The sequence below is a fragment of the Paenibacillus sp. FSL H8-0317 genome (genome assembly GCF_045040685.1).
In the GTDB taxonomy this organism is placed as follows: Bacteria; Bacillota; Bacilli; order Paenibacillales; family Paenibacillaceae; genus Paenibacillus.
Window position 1 is genome coordinate 2,847,993 of the sequence record NZ_CP150294.1, and the last position, 20,973, is coordinate 2,868,965.

Annotated in this window: 15 protein-coding genes; 12 read left to right on the forward strand and 3 right to left on the reverse strand. The window is 45.5% G+C overall.

Annotated features, from left to right (window positions below):
- Positions 1-331 precede the first annotated feature (331 nt).
- On the forward strand, positions 332-1,264 hold the full coding sequence (locus tag MHB43_RS13460; protein ID WP_076217128.1) for a manganese-dependent inorganic pyrophosphatase: 933 nt from the start codon (positions 332-334) through the stop codon (positions 1,262-1,264).
- 120 nt (positions 1,265-1,384) lie between these two features.
- Positions 1,385-1,876, forward strand: a complete 492-nt coding sequence (gene infC / locus MHB43_RS13465) for a translation initiation factor IF-3 (protein WP_017688902.1) — start codon at positions 1,385-1,387, stop codon at positions 1,874-1,876.
- A gap of 185 nt (positions 1,877-2,061) precedes the next feature.
- Here infC and MHB43_RS13470 read toward each other — a convergent pair whose 3' ends face one another.
- Positions 2,062-2,886 (reverse strand): protein-glutamine gamma-glutamyltransferase, encoded by an 825-nt coding sequence (locus MHB43_RS13470; protein WP_405132106.1) that lies wholly within the window; start codon positions 2,884-2,886, stop codon positions 2,062-2,064.
- A 210-nt stretch (positions 2,887-3,096) separates the two neighbouring features.
- Between MHB43_RS13470 and MHB43_RS13475 the strand changes: the two genes are divergently transcribed.
- On the forward strand, positions 3,097-5,844 hold the full coding sequence (locus MHB43_RS13475; RefSeq protein WP_405132107.1) for a PAS domain S-box protein: 2,748 nt from the start codon (positions 3,097-3,099) through the stop codon (positions 5,842-5,844).
- A gap of 50 nt (positions 5,845-5,894) precedes the next feature.
- On the opposite strand, the gene MHB43_RS13480 is transcribed toward MHB43_RS13475, so the two are convergent.
- Together MHB43_RS13480 and MHB43_RS13485 are read right to left on the reverse strand one after the other, a co-directional pair.
- Positions 5,895-6,107 (reverse strand): hypothetical protein, encoded by a 213-nt coding sequence (locus tag MHB43_RS13480; RefSeq protein WP_017688899.1) that lies wholly within the window; start codon positions 6,105-6,107, stop codon positions 5,895-5,897.
- 117 nt (positions 6,108-6,224) lie between these two features.
- Complete coding sequence (locus MHB43_RS13485; RefSeq protein ID WP_339184425.1) at positions 6,225-6,980, reverse strand: hypothetical protein; 756 nt, start codon at positions 6,978-6,980, stop codon at positions 6,225-6,227.
- A 604-nt stretch (positions 6,981-7,584) separates the two neighbouring features.
- Between MHB43_RS13485 and MHB43_RS13490 the strand changes: the two genes are divergently transcribed.
- The 9 genes from MHB43_RS13490 to MHB43_RS13530 all read left to right on the forward strand — a co-directional run bounded on the left by MHB43_RS13490 (position 7,585) and on the right by MHB43_RS13530 (position 20,937).
- Positions 7,585-9,279: a M3 family oligoendopeptidase gene (locus MHB43_RS13490; protein ID WP_339184427.1), complete on the forward strand. Its 1,695-nt coding sequence runs from the start codon at positions 7,585-7,587 to the stop codon at positions 9,277-9,279.
- 246 nt (positions 9,280-9,525) lie between these two features.
- A complete protein-coding gene (locus MHB43_RS13495; RefSeq protein ID WP_221824933.1) occupies positions 9,526-10,677 on the forward strand; it encodes an iron-containing alcohol dehydrogenase in 1,152 nt (383 codons plus the stop codon).
- Positions 10,678-11,246: 569 nt separating this feature from the next.
- Positions 11,247-12,416 (forward strand): glucose-1-phosphate adenylyltransferase, encoded by a 1,170-nt coding sequence (locus MHB43_RS13500; RefSeq protein ID WP_076217121.1) that lies wholly within the window; start codon positions 11,247-11,249, stop codon positions 12,414-12,416.
- Between the two features lie 26 nt (positions 12,417-12,442).
- A complete protein-coding gene (gene glgD / locus MHB43_RS13505) occupies positions 12,443-13,546 on the forward strand; it encodes a glucose-1-phosphate adenylyltransferase subunit GlgD (protein WP_221824932.1) in 1,104 nt (367 codons plus the stop codon).
- A gap of 468 nt (positions 13,547-14,014) precedes the next feature.
- On the forward strand, positions 14,015-16,447 hold the full coding sequence (locus tag MHB43_RS13510; RefSeq protein ID WP_405132108.1) for a glycogen/starch/alpha-glucan phosphorylase: 2,433 nt from the start codon (positions 14,015-14,017) through the stop codon (positions 16,445-16,447).
- A 266-nt stretch (positions 16,448-16,713) separates the two neighbouring features.
- A complete protein-coding gene (locus MHB43_RS13515; protein ID WP_405132109.1) occupies positions 16,714-17,583 on the forward strand; it encodes an effector binding domain-containing protein in 870 nt (289 codons plus the stop codon).
- Between the two features lie 41 nt (positions 17,584-17,624).
- Positions 17,625-18,083: a VanZ family protein gene (locus MHB43_RS13520; RefSeq protein WP_405132110.1), complete on the forward strand. Its 459-nt coding sequence runs from the start codon at positions 17,625-17,627 to the stop codon at positions 18,081-18,083.
- Positions 18,084-18,454: 371 nt separating this feature from the next.
- The gene (locus MHB43_RS13525) at positions 18,455-20,146 is read left to right on the forward strand and encodes an alpha-glucosidase (RefSeq protein ID WP_405132111.1); all 1,692 of its coding nucleotides are present in this window, start codon (positions 18,455-18,457) and stop codon (positions 20,144-20,146) included.
- A gap of 98 nt (positions 20,147-20,244) precedes the next feature.
- Positions 20,245-20,937 (forward strand): metal-dependent hydrolase, encoded by a 693-nt coding sequence (locus MHB43_RS13530; protein ID WP_133384481.1) that lies wholly within the window; start codon positions 20,245-20,247, stop codon positions 20,935-20,937.
- Positions 20,938-20,973: the final 36 nt, after the last annotated feature.

Sequence of the window (20,973 nt, forward strand, 5' to 3'; positions counted from 1 at the left end):
AAATGACTTGCCTGAGAATGATTTGCAATTAATTCGCTGTAAAGGGATTGGAATTAAGCCTTATTAGCGCTATAATCAGTAAGGGTATGATTAAAATATGACATTTATTTTCTATATAAGTTCAACTAAACTTTTTACACGAGAACGGAGAGGACAGAAAAAAGCTGGAGAAGCGGAGCGTTCGCCTTTATCACCTGATTTTCCCTTTAAAAAGGGAATCAAAAAATCTGGGGATAACAGCGATCGGAAGGTTATTCTGTCATCGGAGTGGCAAGTGTAAACATTCTTTGGTTAAACTTATATAAATCAGAATTGACGGAGGGCTATGAATATGGAAAAAGCGTTAATCTTCGGTCACAAAAATCCCGACACGGATACGATCTGTTCGGCAATTGCCTATGCGGATCTCAAAACAAAATTGGGTCAGGACGTTGAAGCTGTTCGCCTCGGCGAAGTCAATGGTGAAACCCAGTTTGCACTGGATCAATTCAAAATTGCAGCACCACGTCTGATTAAAACAGCTGCAAATGAAGTAAACAAGGTTATTCTGGTTGACCACAACGAGCGTCAGCAAAGTGTAAGCGATATTGAGGAAGTGACTGTTGTTGAAGTTATCGACCATCACCGTATCGCTAACTTTGAGACAAGCGGACCTCTGTATTTCCGTGCAGAGCCTGTAGGTTGTACCGCAACCATTTTGAATAAAATGTACAAAGAAAATGGCATCGAAGTGAGTGCACCGATTGCTGGCCTGATGCTGTCTGCAATTATCTCCGACTCCCTATTGTTCAAATCCCCGACTTGCACAGAGCAGGACGTAGCCGCTGCACGTGAACTGGCTGCCATTGCTGGTGTAGATGCAGACACATATGGTCTGGACATGCTGAAAGCCGGCGCGGATCTGAGCCAAAAAACAATTGCTGAACTGATTTCCCTGGATGCCAAAGAATTCGTAATGGGTCAATCCAAAGTGGAAATTGCACAGGTTAATGCCGTTGACGTGAATGATGTTCTCGTGAAGCAACCTGAGCTTGAAGCAGCTATTGAAGCGATCATTTCCAGCAAAGGTCTCGATCTGTTTGTATTTGTCGTAACAGACATTCTGAACAACGATTCCGTAGCTCTGGCATATGGTACATCCACTAAAGCAGTGGAGAAAGCCTACAATGTGACGCTGTCTGATAGCAGAGCTATCTTGAAAGGCGTAGTATCACGCAAATCACAAATTGTACCGGTTCTGACGGAAGCATTCAACACGCTGTAACTCAAACCGATTGGCGTATTTGTACGCTGATATGTATTACAAATAGTAGCAACACCATCCTAGCCTGCTCTGATCCGTAAATGGTCAGGACAGGCTTTTGATGTAGAGGAGGAAGAAATCATGATCAAAAATGAAAAGATCAAAGCAGCCGAAGTGCAGTTGACCGGCCTGAATGGTGAAGATCTGGGTGTGATGTCCACGCAGGAAGCACTTCTACTTGCAAAGCAGCATAAGGTAGATCTGGTGTGCCTGTCCTTGATGACGAGTCCGCCACCGTGCAAGCTGATTGGAGCTGGAGCGGCCAAAGCGGAAGCGCAGCAGGCGAAGAAAAAAGCGAGTAAATCCCCCGATAAACGTAAAGTAAAGGAAATTCGCTTGAACCTTGCAATGGAGGATCATGACCGGGATACGAAGCAATCTCAAGCGGAGCGCATTCTGAAGAAGGGTGATTCGGTAAAACTCGTCATCCAGGTGCATGGAGCCAAAGAAGGAGTTGCAGGCAAGGAGTGGGCTGAGCAACTGAGTAAATCGCTGGCTGAATTCGGTAGCAAAACGACAGGTGTTCAGGTAAGTGGTAAACAGGTTGTTGTGCAACTGGACCCGATTGCTTAAACTGCCAGGAGCGATCCTCGATGTAGCACAAAGGTAAGGCGAATGTCGATACCGTAATGATCTTTTAAATGTAAAGAAAGCCCAATGAGGTGGCAGGTTAACTGCTGCTGTATTGGGCTTGTTTGTCATCACTTGGATTGAAGTATCGTGCAATTTAATGTAAAAGCCGTTTCTGTTCCAGTAGTTCAGCTACGTAAATAACGGCTGCCACCAAGTCGTACATATAACTGTCCGGGTAATACAGGCGTAGAACCAGCGGCCATATTATTCTGGTTGTTTTTGGCGAATCGGGATAAATAAAAGAAGTCCGGATAGATCACCATATCCATCAAGTAGGCGGAGACCCGACTACCTGGAACGCGGAACTGATTCAGGGTACGTATAATATCTTCGCCGCGTGCAATACCAATGCCGTGTCCGTAATACCAGTTCTCGCGCAGCATGAACGTATTCTCTCCCTGCCACTCGGGAGTTTCCGGAGAAACATCCGGATTCTTGAAATACAGCACATCTCCTGGCAGGGCGGTTTCGCTACCGTTTTTTTCGGTTAATCGCAGGTCACTGTCATAATGCCAGTCAAAGAGTAACAGATTTCGAAACAGGGAATTAAAAGCGTCTTCACGAATGCTTCCCAGCACGCCACCATACAGCACAATAACGGTAGCTGTTGCACATTCAAAGGCATATAAGTGTCCATTCCTCCAGATATCCCGGATACCGTCGGCGGGGGACACGTTTGATCTTAGTTCGAACCCACCTTCCGCATTACGATTCCAGTAGGCAGGATTACATCTGGATTTTTCAAAGGATGCAAAACTCACACCACTTCGATCCAATCCTTCCGCTGCATCCACGAGAGAGCCCCTCAAGTCCCACTCAAAACGAAGATGATCCATGGATTGGTACACATACCTTGTAGGACGATCCTGTAGTTGCTGTAACCAATACCATTCAAAATCAGACCATTCCGAGCGGTTCAGCTGGGCGGGTTGATTAGCAACAATGATCATGATCCATAACCTCCGTTCCTATTCGAATATTCAACATTGTATAATCGGGAGAGCACGGGTATTGTGTAGTATATGTCGATTCATGCAGCAATTTTGTCCGATCTCGTTTATCAATCATGGCATTTGGGGTAGTACTCTATAGATGAAGTTATGTTCAGGTCGATCTATTCATACGGAATACATTCAGATTCTCATAAAGGAGGACATGTAATGTCGAAATCCATTACAGAGAGCCGATCTCTGTTTGAACAATTGTATACGCACGCACCAATCGGCATTGCTGTCGCATCGCATGTAAATGGACGGTGGTTGCAGCTTAATCCTGCATTTTGCGAGATGCTTGCATACAGTGAAGATGAACTGATCGATACTTCGGTCATACATATGATCTACGAAGAAGATCTGCACATGGAGGAATTCCGCAGCAAGTTTTGGGAAATGACCCATGAAACAAGTCCGATGTACGAGATGGAGGTTCGTCTGAAACGAAAGGACGGTTTGTTATTATGGGCAACCATTAGAGCTTGTATTGTTAGGGATGAAACGAATGGTGAGCCCTTGTATTTGCTGGTACAAGCTGCTGATATTACGAAACAAAAAGATGCAGAGCAGATCCTCATTGTGCAACGTAAACAATTGGAAGAGAGCAGTCGCATCTCTCGGCTGTTGGCGGAGTCTTCACTAGACCTGATTGCAATACATGATGCCGATTCTAGTCGTACATTTAAATATGTATCAAATGCATGTAAAAGCATGTTGGGCTATGAGTTGGAAGAAGTTATAGGTAAGCCGGGAACATTTGTTATCTATCCGGAGGATGTGCCTTTGGTTGAAGCGTACGTAGAAGAGCAGAGAAAGGGTCTGGCTCCCAAACGGCTCAATTATCGCCTGCTACATAAGGATGGATCTACGGTATGGGCAGATACGATTACGCACTATGTATATGACGATGCAGGTGAATTGATGGAGATGGTCGCCGTAACCCGGGATATCACAGCCAGCCAGCAACAACAGTTAAGCATGCAGGAGTACAGATCGTTATTTGACTGCAATCCCCTAGGTGTGGCTTCTCTTGATCTGGAAGGCAATCTGCTGAAAGCCAATATGGGTCAGGAACAGTTGACAGGACACGCCAAGGAGGAGCTGCTGAATCGACCTTTTGATCACCTCATTGATCCTGTAGATCTGGAGAAGACTCGATACCATTTTGAGGAAACGGTGAAGGGCAATGCACAGAGTTACGAGATAGGCCTAATTCACAAAAATGGGCAGCGAATTGAAACAAATGTGATTAATGTTCCTATTATACTTGAGGAGAAAGTTGTCGGGGTCTATGGGATTACCAGTGACATTACTGAGTCCAAACGTTACGTCGAGGAGATCGAGAATCTTAGTTATGAACGGGCATTGATTTTGAATGGCATGTCTGAGGGGGTTATTGGACTGGACCTGGATGGGAATCTGAACTTTGCCAATCCGGCCGCTGCGGAGATCATGAACTTCTGTCCAAGTGAAATGAATGGCAAACCATTAGAACAGATGATGATCCAAATGCAGAGCGATGGCATCCCATACCCATCCAGGGATACACCTATTCTACAGGCTGTTCGTGAGGGACGAGGTCTGCCGCGTACCGAATCCGTATTCTGGAGACAGGATGGGTCCAGTTTTTTGGCGGAGTTCCAATTGAAGCCGATTATGGATCAGGGTAGAACCCGCGGAGCAGTTCTGGTCTTCCGTGATATGACATCTGTTAAGGACATCATACGTGCCAAGGAAGCAGCAGAGCATGCAGACCGAGCCAAGTCCGAGTTTCTCGCCATCATGAGTCATGAGCTTCGTACGCCATTAAACGGCATCATGGGCATGGCCCATCTGTTAATGGAAACCGAGCTGGATGATGAACAGAAAGGTTTTACGGAAATTATGATTGATAGCGGCGAATCCCTTTTGTACATTTTGAACGAAATTTTGGATTTCAGCAAAATCGAAGCCGGCAAAATGGATCTTGAGCGCGCACCTGTAGATATTAAGGCGATGCTGGGCGGGGTGATCGAGCTGTTTGCACTGAAGGCATCAGAGAAAAATATTGAACTCTATTGTGAAGTGTCGGATCACATTCCTGAACGCATTCGAGGGGATGAGACACGAATCCGGCAGATTTTGATTAATCTGGTGGGTAATGCCGTTAAATTCACAGAGCAAGGCCGCATTGAGGTGAGCGTAGGTGCTGATTTCTCAGATGAGCATGGTCAGGATAAACTGATGTTGACCTTTAAGGTGAGAGATACAGGGATCGGAATTCCAATAGAAAAGCAGCATCAATTGTTCCAATCCTTCTCACAGCTTGATCCGGCCATCAATCGTAAGTTTGGCGGGACAGGTCTAGGCCTTGCGATCAGCAAAAAACTGGTTGAGTTAATGGGCGGAGCGATTGGCGTACAGAGTGAGATCGGTGAGGGGGCAGAATTCCAGTTCACCCTCGTAGTGGAGCGGTGGTTAGAGGAAAGTAATGATCCGATTGACATCACCACGAATGATGAACTGCAATTGGATCGAGCTAGTCTTGCCCATGACATCAAAATTTTGATTGCTGAGGATCAAACGGTCAACAGTCATCTGTTGGAGGAGATGCTGCGCAAGTTTGGCGGAGTATGTGATATCGTTGAGAATGGTGCACAGGCCGTCGATTCTTTGAACAAGGTTCAATATGACCTGGTGTTTATGGATATTCAAATGCCAGTTATGGATGGGATTGAAGCGACCTGCCACATCAGAAAGAGCCACCCAGACATACCGGTTATTGCAGCGATTACAGCTTTTGCAGGCGCCGGTGACCGTGAGGAGTGTCTGAAATGCGGGATGCAGGACTTTATCAGCAAACCGTTTCATTCCACGGAGATTAGCCGCGTACTGAATACATGGGTTCCATATATTCGCTCTCAAAGGGTAACGTAACGGAAAAATAACCTGCGCCTTGAAATTCAAGGTACAGGTTATTCTGTCATTTACGACCAGCCTCCGATTAAACCGGAGAGAGTCACACATTCGTCATCTTCCAAATCTGCAATCAGAGTGAGTTCTTCGTTGTCTTGTGGATCAACGGAGAATAATTCACGGCGTCCGTCCTCATGCACAATAATGACTAACTGATGGCCGCCCTTTGTATCAAACTGGTACTTAACTCCGATACCAGGTAGTGGGCATTCGCGGATATTCATGAAACTTGTCACCTCTTTAGCTTTGCTTAATAAAAAATTAACCGTTCACACAGTACGGATGTATTCTACTATCCATAACACCGTTTGGCAAGTCACAAATAAAATTGGTGTGAAGAATTAATTTTTTCCGCGATGTGACCTTGCACTTTGGTGCTGTCTGGCCCGTCTGCGACGAACAAAAAACCAAATGAGCAGAGCAGCGATTAATAGTAGGCCAATGACTGCCATGATAATGATGTTCCGAATATTGGGAACCTGTACAGTCAGATCCAGTTTATTCATCTGGAGGGGTGAAACGTGCCAAATCAGCGTTTTTCCGCCATCCTCTACCTGATCTGCATTGGAATCAGCTGCCTTGATGGGCAAAGACAACTTAAAGTCAAAGTTAACATCCTTTAACAAGAGATTTTTAAGAAAGCTGGGTACCTTGTTAATCTGATTTTTGATCTCACCATCGGGCATGGACTCCATGAGATCGGCTTCTGCTGTAATATGCATTTTGGAAGTGAAGAAGCCAGGTGAAGTTGATTGTTCAACCTTGATCCCTTGTGGTAACTTGGACGTATTAAAGCTGGTTTTATTGCTTTTTTCATAATGGGTGGTCGCTGTGAGTTGCTTCTGATCTCCTTGTTCCGAAACCTCTGCCTGGAAGTTATTTCGATTCAATGCATCTGCAATCAGAGGCATGAGATTGTCTTGTCCAATTTTTCCAAGAGCGGAGTTCTTTACGTTGAGATTGAGATCCAGATCCGTTGATCCATCCATATTTACCGTTAGATGGGCTTCTCCATCAGCACAAGCGGATAAAACAGATAACATAAGGGCTAATAAAACAGTAAGAAATAACTGACGTAAGGGGATGCGAGTTGACATGTCTTTCAACCTTTCTGCTTAAAAATCCAAATTCCATTTCATAGAAGTATAGTATACACCGTAAGCATGGCGGATGAAACTTTGCACCGTGCAGCGAGGTACGTATGATTTAGTGTGATCGGGGAAATAATCCATTTATTAAAATTAAAGATTTCGTATTTTTGTCAATGTTCGGTCAATTCAAATGGCGCTTCACCGTGTACACTAGTAGTAGTGTGATGAATATACGGAAGCAGGGAGGTTACATTCATGACATATATCATTATTATGGCTGTTATTATGGTCGTGGGCATGGTCGGAATGGGCTGGTTCTATCAGATTATGGATAAAGACCAAAGCTAGTATTGTTTAAATGTGAAAAGAAGAGAGACAACCTATAAGCTGGCTTCGCTAACGCGAGGCGGGCTTATTTGTGTGGGGAAAATGTTGAGGCACTGACCTTACATAAGTACGTAATATATGTAACCAGTCGTGTTGCACAATTTGACCGATGGACAAATATTTTTCGTAAAGATGGGATTTTTTAGCTGCTCTTTTGTATAATAGGGGGTAGTTTAACTCGGGATGCTCCCGAAATTCTGCCAAACAGGAAAGGGTGTACATAATGAAATTTAGTGAGTATACGTATACACGTCCGAATCTGGAACACATCAAGACATCTTTCCGTGAGCTGTTGAGCGGTTTTGAAGCTGCGGCAACGGTTGAAGAACAGAGTGGATTCATGGATCAGATTAACGCGCTGCGCAGTGATTTTGAGACACAAGCCCAATTGGTCTACATCCGTCATTCCATTGATACCAATGATGAGTTTTACAAGGCAGAGAACGAATTTCTGGATGAGAATGCACCAATTGTGCAGGAATATATTACGGATTTTTACCGCGCACTGGTTAACTCCAAATTCCGCAATGAGTTGGAACAGAAATGGGGTTCACAGCTGTTCCAGCTGGCAGATCTTTCACTGAAAACATTCAGCCCGGAAATTATTGAAGAACTCCAGAAGGAGAACAAACTTTCCACAGAATACAATCAATTGATCGCATCCGCCAAAATTCCGTTCGAAGGTGAAGAACGCACGTTGCCACAGCTTCATCCATTTGAACTGTCCACGGATCGCTCCATGCGTGAGCGCGCTTCGGAAGCCAGATACACTTTCATGGCTGAACATGAGGCTGAATTCGATCGCATTTACGATGAACTGGTTAAAGTACGTACACAGATCGCGAAGAAACTGGGTTATCCAAGCTATGTAGAACTCGGTTATGATCGTATGAACCGTACAGATTACAACGCCGAGATGGTTGCCAACTTCCGTGCACAAGTTCGCGATTATATCGTGCCTGTAGCGACCAAGCTCAGAGAGCGTCAGCGTAATCGGATCGATGTGGATACACTGTATTATTACGATCAGGGCTTCAGCTTCAAGACGGGTAACCCGACACCTAAGGGTGACGCGGACTGGATTATCGAACATGGTAAAAAAATGTACGCTGAATTATCGCCAGAGACGGATGCTTTTTTCCAGATGATGACCGAAAACGAGCTTATGGATCTGGTAAGCAAAAAAGGTAAACAGGGCGGCGGATATTGTACGTTCCTGAACGATTACAAAGTGCCGTTTATCTTCTCCAACTTCAACGGTACATCCGGTGATATTGATGTATTGACACATGAAGCAGGTCATGCTTTCCAGGTGTATGAGAGCCGTGATTTTGCAGTGCCTGAATACAACTGGCCGACATATGAATCGGCTGAGATTCATTCCATGAGTATGGAGTTCTTCACATGGCCGTGGATGCAGTTGTTCTTCAAGGAAGATACGGACAAGTACAAGTTTGATCACCTGTCTTCCGGTTTGTTGTTTATCCCCTATGGCGTAGCCGTGGATGAATTCCAGCATTTTGTATATGCGAATCCGGATGCAACACCAGCGGAGCGTAAGCAGGCATGGCGCAACATTGAGAAGACCTATCTGCCACACATCAATTACAAAGACAATGCGTATCTGGAGCAGGGTGGTTTCTGGCATAAGCAGGGTCACATTTTCTCATCGCCATTTTATTACATTGACTACACGTTGGCACAAATCTGTGCATTCCAGTTCTGGAAACGCAGCAATGAGGACATGAAGTCCGCATGGGCCGACTATCTGACATTGTGCAAAGCGGGAGGAAGCCTGTCCTTCACCGGATTGGTTGAACTGGCTGGATTGAACTCACCATTCGAGGATGGCTGTGTATCCTCCGTAATTGGCGATATTGAGGCATGGCTTGACGGCGTGAACGATAAGGCGCTGTAAGCCTTCGTCAGGATGCTTTTAGTAATAGTACCTTCAGTAAGGTATAAGTAGTGGATAAAGCTTTAAGATAGATAAGTAAGACGGCTTGGAGACCTTCGGGTGTCTGGGTCGTCTTTTTCATTATAGGTAAAAATCAACCTTCAGTGTAACATTTATCGGACTCATTGTGATTTATTTCACTATATCTGAAAACGGATTCAGTTACAATGGAGATAGTAAATCAGGGGTTACAGGAGGCTGGTTCAAATGGCAACACATGCATATTATGTTCCGCCCGTGAACTTGATGGGTAGAGGCTGTTTACAGGAAGCAGGTCAGATGATTGAACAGATGGGTATCCGCAAGGCGCTGGTTGTAAGTGATCGTCAATTGATTACTTCAGGCGTTGCTGAACAGGTACTGTCTATACTAAGAAAATCAGGGTTAGAATATGTTGTATATGATGAGGTTCAGCCTAATCCAACATGTCAGAATGTACATGATGGACTTCAAGTATTCCAGGATCATGGCTGTGACGCCATTATATCGATAGGCGGAGGTTCACCGCAGGATGCTGCCAAAGGGATTGGTATTGTAGCTACGAACGGTGGGCATATCCGTGAATATGAAGGACTGCATCAATCGAAACATAAGTCCGTACCACTTGTGGCTTTTAACACAACAGCGGGCACATCGAGCGAGGTGACAATTAACTACGTGATTACAGATGAGGAACGTAAAGTGAAGATGGTTATGGTAGACCGCAACAGTCTGGTCTCGCTGTCGGTTAATGATCCGGAGCTGATGCTCAGCAAACCTGCAAGTCTCACAGCGGCTACAGGAATGGATGCCTTGACCCATGCCGTAGAAGCGATGGTTACACCGGGTGGATTTACAGTGACAAGTGCCACAGCTGCAGCAGCTGTTGAATTGATCTTTGAATATTTGCCTAGAGCCGTGAGAGACGGCAGTGATCTGGAAGCGCGGGAACATATGACGTATGCGTGTTTCCTTGGCGGGATTGCTTTTAATAATGCGGGCCTGGGTTATGTCCATGCGATGGCGCATCAACTGGGTGGCGTATATGATCTGCCGCACGGTGTCTGTAACGCAATGTTACTCCCCTATGTGGAAGAGTTAAACGCCAAGCATGTACCCGGCAAATTCCGTCATATCGCTAAGGCAATTGGTATGAATGTGAAGGGTAGAAGTGATGAGGAGTGTTCCAATTACGTCATTGAGGCCATACGTCAGCTATCGAAGGAAGTAGGCATTCCTGAGAAACTGTCTGAATTGGGTGTAAAAGATCCCGATGTGGAACTTCTTGCGGATAACGCGATGAAAGATGCCTGTGCACCAGGCAATCCCTATCAACCGTCCAAGGATGAAGTGATGGAGTTGTTCCGCAAAATTATATAGACTGTTTCAGAAACGGATACATCAAAGTACAATCTTGTTGAAGCTAGAGGATCATGAACCAAGCAGGGTCCAAAAAATAACAGACAAAATGAGCCGGGATGGAAAGTCGGCTTTTTTGTCATGTGAACTCATACTTTTTACTTATTTTCCCATTTAATGATTGTACAAAAACTAAAGGATTTTGCTTCTCTATTATCGAATATAATATGAATAACAGCGGCACGAGAAAGGGTGATCTTACCCGCAACTTGATGTCGATGTTTTCCAGTAAGATTCCCCAGTCCGTTTCGTGTTTAATGTAAATAGGAGTAGTCTATTTCATTGTTCACGAGCTACACCTGAAGTTCTGCATCTAACATTCACCTCTGTAAGACAGTCAAGGCAATTCTACACCAGCATCATCTCTATTTCAGGCTTTACAATCCAAGAAGTTCAACTGCAATAAGATTCATCCAGTTACACATCTGTACAGCATGCTCCTAATCATGACAACAGTGTCCACACAACAGAATATCGATTATGGGCTCTGAAATGAATCAGAACGAATGCACGTGGAGGAGGCTGTAATGATGGCGAAAAAAGAAGTTGTAGCGATGCTACTTGCCGGAGGGCAAGGTAAGAGGTTAAAAGGATTGACCAAATCACTGGCTAAGCCGGCTGTATATTTTGGGGGCACGTACCGAATCATTGATTTTCCGTTGAGTAACTGCTCTAATTCTGGTATTGATACAGTGGGTGTATTAACTCAATATGAACCACTTGTCTTACATTCCTATATTGGCATTGGCAGTGACTGGGATCTGGATCGGAAAAACGGCGGGGTATACGTACTTCCTCCGCATGAACGTGAAGACGGTAGCAACTGGTACCGGGGTACAGCGGATGCGATCTTCCGCAACCTGAACTTTATTGAACAATTCGATCCTGAGCATGTGCTCATTCTGTCAGGGGATCATATCTATAAGATGGACTACGAAAAAATGCTCCAATATCACAAAGAAAAAGATGCGGATTGCACCATATCGGTCATTGATGTCTCCTTGGAAGAAGCCAGCCGGTTCGGTGTGCTGAATACCAACGATGACTATAGCATCTATGAATTCGAAGAAAAACCTCCTGAGCCCAAGAGCACACTTGCTTCCATGGGTATCTATCTCTTCAAGTGGGATGTACTGAAACGTTTCCTGATCCAGGATGAACAACAGGCATCCACCTCCTATGATTTTGGTAAAGATATCATTCCGTTATTGCTTGAAAATGAAAAATCCTTATACGCATATCCGTTCGAAGGGTATTGGAAAGATGTAGGTACCATTCGCAGTCTGTGGGAGTCGAATATGGATTTGTTGGACGAAGATACCCCGTTTAATTTGAATGACCCGGACTGGCGTATTTTCACACGTAATCCGAACCAACCTGCACAATACATCTCGCCTTCGGCCAAAGTGCGGAATTGTATTATTAGTGAAGGCAGTGTGGTGCATGGAGAGGTCAATCATTCCGTTCTGTTCTACGGAATTGAGGTTGGGGAGAACAGCGCCGTTATAGATTCTGTCATCATGCCAAGGGTGAAGATCGGGCAAAATGTGCGTATTCACCGAGCAATCATTGCAGAAGGATTGGTTATTCCGGATGGAACACAGATTTCGCCCGCACCGGGAGATGAGAGTGATATATTACTCGTCGATCAGGAAGAACTGGAGCGTCAGCTTCGCCAAGGAATAACCAGCAAGGCCTAATTGAAGCCAAAAGGACGGTGCATGCGATGAAATCATTGATCGGAGTTATTAACCTTGACCATGAACTTGAGGAATTGAAGGAATTGACGTACTTTCGCTGCGGAGCCGCGGTGCCTTATGCCGGGCGTTACCGTCTGATCGATTTTGTTCTATCTAATATGATGAATGCCGGAATTGAGAGCATAGGGGTATTTGTCCGTCGTAAGTATCGCTCGCTGATGGACCATCTCGGTGACGGCAAGCCTTGGGATTTGGATCGTAAGCATGGGGGCATGTTTATTTTACCGCCGGACTGGAACGACCCAACAGATACATCACAGGGGGACTTGCAGCATTTCCATAACAATCTGGACTTCTTCCGCAGAGGTGCAGGGCAATATGTAGTGCATGCGGGCAGTCGCCATGTGACCAAAGCAGACCTCCAGGATGTCTACAGGTATCACATCAGTAAAGGAGCGGACGTTACACTGGTCTGCAAAAAAGTGGATCAGCTGCTGCCTGAGCATGACGCCTGTGTCAAAGTTGATCATGACGGGGACGGTAACGTGGTGGACATTCACCAAAGCGCTAATCACGCGAATATATATACAGAAATTTTCATTATGGAAAAGGAATTGTTCCTGCGCCAGGTGCAGCGCTGCATTGATCATGGCGAGAGCCATTTCTTTCGGGATGTGATTCAAAAAAATCCGGATGGATTGAATATCGCTGCGTATGCATATGATGGCTATCACGCAGTCATCAATTCCATTGACAGTTATTACCGCAACAGTATGGATCTGCTGAACACAGGGCAATATGAACAGCTGTTCAAGGAAGATCCGATCCAGACCAAAATTAAATACGAAGCACCTGCCAAATATCTGGATACCGCCGATGTTAAACATTCACTTCTCGCGAATGGCTGCATTGTAGCTGGAGAGGTGGAAGACAGCATTTTATTCCGGGGCGTACAGGTGGCTAAAGGTGCCAAAATTAAGGGTTCAATCATCATGCAAAAATGCTACATTGGTGAAGGAACCGTACTTGAGAACGTCATTCTCGATAAAGACGTGAAGCTCACCGGAGGACAGACGCTGATCGGTGACCCGTCGAATCCATACATTTTAGCGAAAAGTACTATTATCTAATGCCCACACGTAACCGATATCTTCTATAAATATATATAAAATAAAAATCCTGTAGGATGGATTTAAGGTTCATACACTTTCGACGAATGAATTGCATCTTCGAAAGTTCTCACCAGCATGCAAACGTAGTGAAGGGAACGAAATCGATTCTGAAGCGTAGCGGTCGCCTAAAAGCTTTCTGCAAGAAAGCTGCTTCGAAAGCATATGCTGGTTTCAAATTTTATCCTGTATTATATAAATTCAACTTGAATAATTACACAAAACGGAGAGGACAGAAATGACCTGAAGAAGCGTAGCGCTCGCCTTTATCCCCGGATTTTCCCATTTCAAAAAGGGAATCAAAAAAATCTGGGGATAACAGCGATCGGAAGGTTATTCTGTCATCGAAGTGGCCAGTGTAAATATAATTTAGTTCGATTTGTATGAATCGCCACCATCCTGCAGGATTTCCCCGGGAGGAACCTACTTTTGTTTGACAACAAGGAAACGTTCAAGAGCATATTTACACGGAATCTGGTCAGCAAATTGGGCAAACCGATTGAAGAAGCAACACAGGAAGACGTGTACCATGTACTGGGAAGCATGATTCGTGAATATGCAGGCCAGGATTGGGCAGCGTCGAATCAGGGGTTCAAGCAGCGCCAGGATAAACAGGTCTATTACTTCTCGCTGGAATTCCTGATTGGACGTCTGCTCGGCAACAATCTGCTGAATGTAAATGAATTGGAATTGGTCCGTGATAGTTTAGCTGATCTGGGTTTCTCCTTGGAAGAGGTGGAAGAGCAGGAGGCGGATGCAGGACTCGGTAACGGAGGTCTGGGACGACTCGCTGCCTGTTTCCTGGATTCACTCGCTTCACTCCGATATGCAGGACATGGTTGCGGGATTCGATATAAATACGGTTTGTTTGAGCAAAAAATCATCAATGGTAATCAGGTCGAGTTACCCGACAATTGGCTGGATAAGGGCAATGAATGGGAAGTCCGCCGTCCAGACAAAAAGGTGGAAGTACAGTTCTGGGGCCGGGTAGAAGCTCATGAGCAGGATGGAGAATATCAGTTTGTTACAAAAGATGCCGAATCGGTTATCGCCATTCCCTATGACGTGCCTGTCATCGGTTATGGTCAGACCCATGTAAATACATTGCGACTCTGGAGTGCCGAGCCAAAGCGCGAGACTTCACTCGACACCCCTTCGAACTATTACGGTTATCTGGATTATAGCCGTTCGGTTGAATCAATCTCGGAGTTTCTATATCCAGATGATTCCCAGTATGAAGGAAAGCTGCTGCGATTGAAGCAGCAATACTTCATGTGCTCGGCAGGTGTACAGAGTGCCTTGCGTACGTTCAACAAGCTGGAGCTACCGTATGATCGGTTGCCTGATAAAGTGGCCTTCCACATTAATGACACGCATCCAACCTTGGTTATTCCAGAACTGATGCGCATCCTGATTGATGTGAAGGGGTATGGCTGGGATGAAGCATGGGATATCACAACCCGTACTGTATCGTATACCAATCATACAACGCTTAGTGAGGCGCTTGAGAAGTGGCCTGTATCCATGATCAGCAGGCTGCTGCCACGAATCTACATGATCATTGAAGAGATCAACAAACGCTTCTGTGGCATGCTGCTGGACCGGTATCCAGGAGATCAGGATCGCATAGGGCATCTGGCGATTGTTGCAAACGATCAGGTACGGATGGCACATCTGGCGATTGTAGGCAGTCATAGCGTGAATGGTGTTGCTGCTTTGCATACCGAGATTTTGAAAGAGCGTGAGATGGCTCCCTTCTATGAACTGTATCCAGAGCGTTTCAATAACAAAACGAATGGTATCACCCATCGCCGCTGGTTGATGCATGCCAATCCGAAACTGTCGGATCTGATTACGGATACAATCGGTAACGATTGGATAACAGAGCCGGGCAAGCTGGAGCAGTTGGCTGGCTTTGCGGATAATACATCATTTCAGGAGCAGTTCCGTTTGATTAAGCGGGATAACAAAGAGCGGCTTGCTGCGTATATTCTGGACCATACCGGGACAGCAGTGAATCCGGATTCCATCTTTGATGTACAGGTGAAGAGGCTGCACGGGTATAAACGTCAGCTGTTGAACATTCTGCATGTCATGCATCTGTATAACCGGCTTAAGAATGATGCTTCGTTTGATATGGTACCACGAACGTTCATCTTTGGTGCCAAGGCAGCGCCGAGTTATTATTTTGCCAAGAAAATTATTAAGCTGATCAACACCGTGGCTGACACAGTGAATCGGGATGCGGCCGTGAATGACCGCTTGAAGGTATTTTTCCTCGAGAATTATTCCGTCTCTCTCGCAGAGAAAATCATTCCCGCTGCGGATGTTAGTGAACAGATCTCAACCGCAGGTAAGGAAGCTTCCGGTACGGGCAACATGAAATTTATGATGAACGGTGCTTTAACGATTGGCACGATGGATGGAGCCAACGTGGAGATGGCGGAGCAGGTTGGAGAAGAAAATATGTTCATTTATGGTCTGCGTGCAGACGAAGTGCTTGAGTATTATCGTTCTGGCAGCTATCGTCCGAATGAGATCGTGCAGCACGATGAGCGCATTCGCGAGGTCGTGGAGCAACTGGTGCATCCAGGTGCATTCTGTTATCGTGACGGGGAGTTCTGGGATATTTATGACTCCTTGCTGGCCCATGGTGATGAATACTTTGTATTGCGTGATTTTGCTGCTTATGCAGACGCGCATGCTGCCATTGACCAGGCGTATCGCGCTATTCCGGGCTGGACTCGGAAAGCAATATTAAACACGGCACATTCCGGCATATTCTCCAGTGATCGTACCATTGGTGAGTATGCGTCAGATATCTGGGGTATTCATCCCGTGTCCGGGAACTGGAAAGGTTAAGAATAGATTGTTAGACAACCAAGTCCCCTTGTTCGCAAGAGAGATCTCTGCTGGTAAATCAACCAGCGTAGAGAGCATCCCCTTGTAGAACAAGGGGATTTTGGCATACAGTGTGTATCACAGTGTCATTCAGCATGAAAAGAACCGCAACTCGCGTATCTTTCATCATACAAGTTCGCACACAAAATCAAAAAAAAAATCTGGATCTCAGTCATACTACATAAGAAATCGTTTGATATTTTGAATTAGATAGGGGAGCCGTCACTATGGATCATTACACACGAATTCAGCTTGCTATTGAGTATTTGGAGCAGCATTTGCAAGATGATTTTAATATCAGAGAGACGTCCGCGGCTGCGAGCTTTTCGGCGTTTCATTTTCAACGTTTATTCCAGGCGATCACGGGATTTACGGTACTGGAATATGTGCGCAGACGCAGATTAACGGAGGCTGCTGCGATGCTGCGAGGCACATCGGAAGGCATATTGGACATTGCAATGAGCTTTGGCTATCAATCCCAAGAGGCTTTTACCCGTGCATTTTCAGCCTACTTCGGAATGACACCAGCGAAGCTACGTAAGCTGGAAGCGGATCAGTGGTCACTTTTGAATATGCAGCGGAGCATTGATTTTAACGATTATCGAACTTCGCTTGGTGGAACATTCCACATGAACACACCCCGTCTGGTCACACGGGAACCGAACTGGATTGTCGGCTATGATTATAAGACCAACCTGAATGACAATCAGCATTATGCCGAGATACCCGGATTTTATCACGATTTTGGTGTGGAACAGAGATTCATGGTTATCCCGGAGAGGACACGCCCTGATATGGCATACGGTGTGGCTTGTCATTTTGAAGAGAATGGAGCATTTTCTTTTATTGTGGGTGAAGAAAGCGGTGGAGCATCGCAGATACTTGAACCCGGTTTTACCTCGATTGAAATTCCCGGCGGCTTGTATGCAGAGTTCACCGTGGAAGGCTCCGGGCAGGATATTCGTAAAATGATCTATGGTAGCTGGCTGCCGCAGTCGAACTATGAACGGAGGGAAGGGCCGGACTTTGAAGTGACAGATGTCTGGAAATCGACCCCTGAACAACTGGACATGAAGATCTATATCCCGTTAAAATAGACCTTACCGCTTCGCGGAATTCAAGGTCGGAGGACGGATGAATGAGCGAAAAGTCATGGCTTCACTCCAAGTGGATGTTATTAATTGTTGCTTGCATGGCAGCGCTCTACATACTGATTATGGGTATTTTACTGTTTGTCAGTGGACGAACACCTAGCATGTATTATCAATATAATCTCGTACCCTTCGAGACGATTCGTCCACTTCTTATGGAGAGGGAGAGGTACAATACAGATACCTGGGTCAAAAACCTGTTTGGCAATATCGTATTGTTCATTCCACTGGGCATCTGGATTCCATGGTTGTTTCGAAGGTGCCGTACGTTAATGACCTTTACATCTACAGTTGTTTTACTTCTGCTGGGTGTTGAGGTCACACAATTGATTACACGTGTAGGTTCGTTTGATGTGGATGACATTATTCTGAACACGATCGGTGCCTGGATCGGATACGCCGGATTTAAGTTAGTCTTATGTTCACAAAAAAGGACTCGGAATTGAACCGCAGATCGCGGTCCATGACCGGGTCTTTTTGCATAAGATACCTTTCAAATGTTTACAAGGGAATCATTTCGGATAAAACATATTAACGGCTTATTTATATCGTGAGCAGAGATTATATATATAAATTGAACTAAACTTTTACACGAAACGGAGAGGACAGAAATAACCTGAGGAAGCGAAAGAGTTCGCCTAAAAGCTTTCTGAAAGAAAGCTGCATCGGAAGCATACGCTATCCCCGGATTTTCCCCTTATAAGGGGAATTCATAAAATCTGGGGATAACAGCGATCGGAAGGTTATTCTGTCATCGGAGTGTCCAGTGTAAATATTCTTTCGTTCAATTTATATATTGAACAATGATGAGAGCGAGGTGGGCGATATCGTTTGGTGGAAAGAGAGTGTGGTATACCAGATTTACCCGAGCAGCTTTAAAGATTCGGACGGGGATGGATATGGCGACTTGCAGGGAATCTATGAGAAGCTCGATTATTTGGAGAATTTAGGCGTAGATGTGATCTGGCTCTGTCCCATTTATGATTCACCAGGACATGATAACGGATATGATATCCGGGATTACTACGGCATTTTACGCAAGTATGGCACGATGGAGGATTTTGATCGATTATTGGCAGAGGCACACAAGCGTGGTCTCAAGATCATGATGGACCTGGTGCTGAATCATACGTCAGATGAACATGCGTGGTTTGCTGAATCGCGTTCATCAAAGGTAAATCCGAAGCGGGATTATTATATTTGGCGTTCAGGCAAAAATGGGCAGGTGCCGAATAATTGGGAGTCCTATTTTGGGGGTTCGGTGTGGAAGCATGATCCCGAGACAAATGAATATTATCTGCATCTGTATTCCGAACAGCAACCGGATCTCAACTGGAACAATGCACAGATGGCAGAAGAGATGTATGAGATGGTGCATTGGTGGCTGGAAAAAGGGGTAGACGGATTCCGTTTCGATGCAGTAGCGCATATCGCCAAGGCAGAGGGTCTGCCAAGTGCCCACAATCCGGATAATCTGCCGGTGGTTCCAGCGTATCAGCTCTTTTCCAACCTGGAACAGGTACACTCCATCCTGAAAAAACTGAATAACATGATCCTAAAACCCTACGGACCCATGACAGTTGGCGAGACTTCGGGACTTGGGCCTGAGCAGGCCTTGGCTTATGTCGGGACGGATCGTGATGAGCTTAATATGGTATTCCAGTTTGAGCATATGTTTATCGATGCTAAATCCTCCGGAATTGGTAAATGGAACTATAAGGAATGGAAATTGACAGATCTCAAAGAAATCATGAGCCGGTGGCAAACGGTTTTGCATGGTAGAGGCTGGAACGCCAATTATATGGGCAACCATGATCAGCCACGTCCGGTTTCCCGTTTTGGTGATGATGGTAAATATCGGGTACGTTCTGCTCAGATGCTGGCGACATGGATGCTTACACTCGAAGGGACCCCCTATATCTATCAAGGAGAAGATATTGGCATGACCAATGTCACTTTCCCTGATATCGAACAATACCGGGACATCGAGACCAAAAATTATTACAATCATTACATTGGTCAAGGTAAGTCGAAGCATGAAGTCATGCAGGCGATCTGGCTGAAGAGTCGCGATAATGCCCGCACGCCGATGCAATGGGATGAGACGGAACACGCAGGGTTTACCCAGGGGCAGCCGTGGATTCAGGTGAATGATAATTATCCAGAGATTAATGTGGCTGATGCCGAAAGTGATCCGCAATCCATTTTGCATTATTACCGTAAGTTAATTGTGCTTCGCAAACAGCATAAAGTGCTTATCTATGGGGCGTATGAACTGTTACTGCCGGATGATCCGGATATCTATGCCTATACACGAACGCTGGATGATGAGCAGATGTTGGTCATTCTGAATTTTCGTGGGCATGAACCGGAGATGCACTGGCCGGAAGGCTGGGATTCCGAGCATGCCAAGCTGATCATCAGCAATGTAAGCAGACGTTATTCTACCGATGAAGGCGCGATTCAGCTTCAGCCGTATGAAGCAAGGGTATATCGTAAGCAGCGGTGAGACGGAGGCTAGCGTAATTTTGCGTTGGTGAAGAGCTATGATTTATAATAAATAGTGGTTTTCAAAATAATCAAAACATATGTCGGGAGGAATCCAAGTTGTTGAATATTACGTTCCACGGTCACTCCAGTGTACAGCTGGGCACAGAAGAAAAGTCTCTGATCATTGATCCCTTCCTGCGTGGCAACGAGCTTGCCGTCACGAAGCCTGAAGATATTAAGACCGATGTTGTGTTGCTGACACATGCACATATGGATCACATCCTCGATGCTGAGCCTATTGCCAAAGCAAATAACGCCAAAGTTGTGGCTATTGTGGAATTGGCTACATATATGTCCTGGAAAGGTCTGGATACACTCGGCATGAACATGGGCGGAACGGTAGATCTTGGCTTTGCTCAAGCCAAAATGATTCAGGCGTTCCATACTTCCGGGATTGTGCTGGAAGAAGAACAACGGATCATGTATGCAGGGTTGCCTGCTGGATATATCATTAATATTGGTGGTAAAACGATTTTGCATGCCGGAGACACAAGTCTCTTCGGGGATATGAAAATGATCGGTGATCGTCATGATATTGATGTAGCCTTCTTGCCGATTGGTGGACATTTCACCATGGGACCTGAGGATGCGCTGCAAGCGGCCGAATGGTTTAATGCCAAACTGACGATTCCGGTTCATTATGATACGTTCCCGGTAATTCGTCAGGATGCGGAACACTTCGTGCAACAACTGGCTGCAAAAGGGTTGGAAGGCCGTGTGCTCGCCCCCGGAGAATCTATTACCCTGTGATGCACATTTAACCGCTGTTCATTAATAAATGGATTT

Coding starts and splice junctions, on each gene's coding strand:
- MHB43_RS13520 (WP_405132110.1), top strand. CDS start 17,625: ATGAGCGAAAAGTCATGGCTTCACTCCAAGTGGATGTTATTAATTGTT.
- MHB43_RS13475 (WP_405132107.1), top strand. CDS start 3,097: ATGTCGAAATCCATTACAGAGAGCCGATCTCTGTTTGAACAATTGTAT.
- MHB43_RS13480 (WP_017688899.1), bottom strand. CDS start 6,107: ATGAATATCCGCGAATGCCCACTACCTGGTATCGGAGTTAAGTACCAG.
- MHB43_RS13500 (WP_076217121.1), top strand. CDS start 11,247: ATGGCGAAAAAAGAAGTTGTAGCGATGCTACTTGCCGGAGGGCAAGGT.
- MHB43_RS13515 (WP_405132109.1), top strand. CDS start 16,714: ATGGATCATTACACACGAATTCAGCTTGCTATTGAGTATTTGGAGCAG.
- MHB43_RS13470 (WP_405132106.1), bottom strand. CDS start 2,886: ATGATCATTGTTGCTAATCAACCCGCCCAGCTGAACCGCTCGGAATGG.
- MHB43_RS13485 (WP_339184425.1), bottom strand. CDS start 6,980: ATGTCAACTCGCATCCCCTTACGTCAGTTATTTCTTACTGTTTTATTA.
- MHB43_RS13490 (WP_339184427.1), top strand. CDS start 7,585: ATGAAATTTAGTGAGTATACGTATACACGTCCGAATCTGGAACACATC.
- infC (WP_017688902.1), top strand. CDS start 1,385: ATGATCAAAAATGAAAAGATCAAAGCAGCCGAAGTGCAGTTGACCGGC.
- glgD (WP_221824932.1), top strand. CDS start 12,443: ATGAAATCATTGATCGGAGTTATTAACCTTGACCATGAACTTGAGGAA.
- MHB43_RS13460 (WP_076217128.1), top strand. CDS start 332: ATGGAAAAAGCGTTAATCTTCGGTCACAAAAATCCCGACACGGATACG.
- MHB43_RS13495 (WP_221824933.1), top strand. CDS start 9,526: ATGGCAACACATGCATATTATGTTCCGCCCGTGAACTTGATGGGTAGA.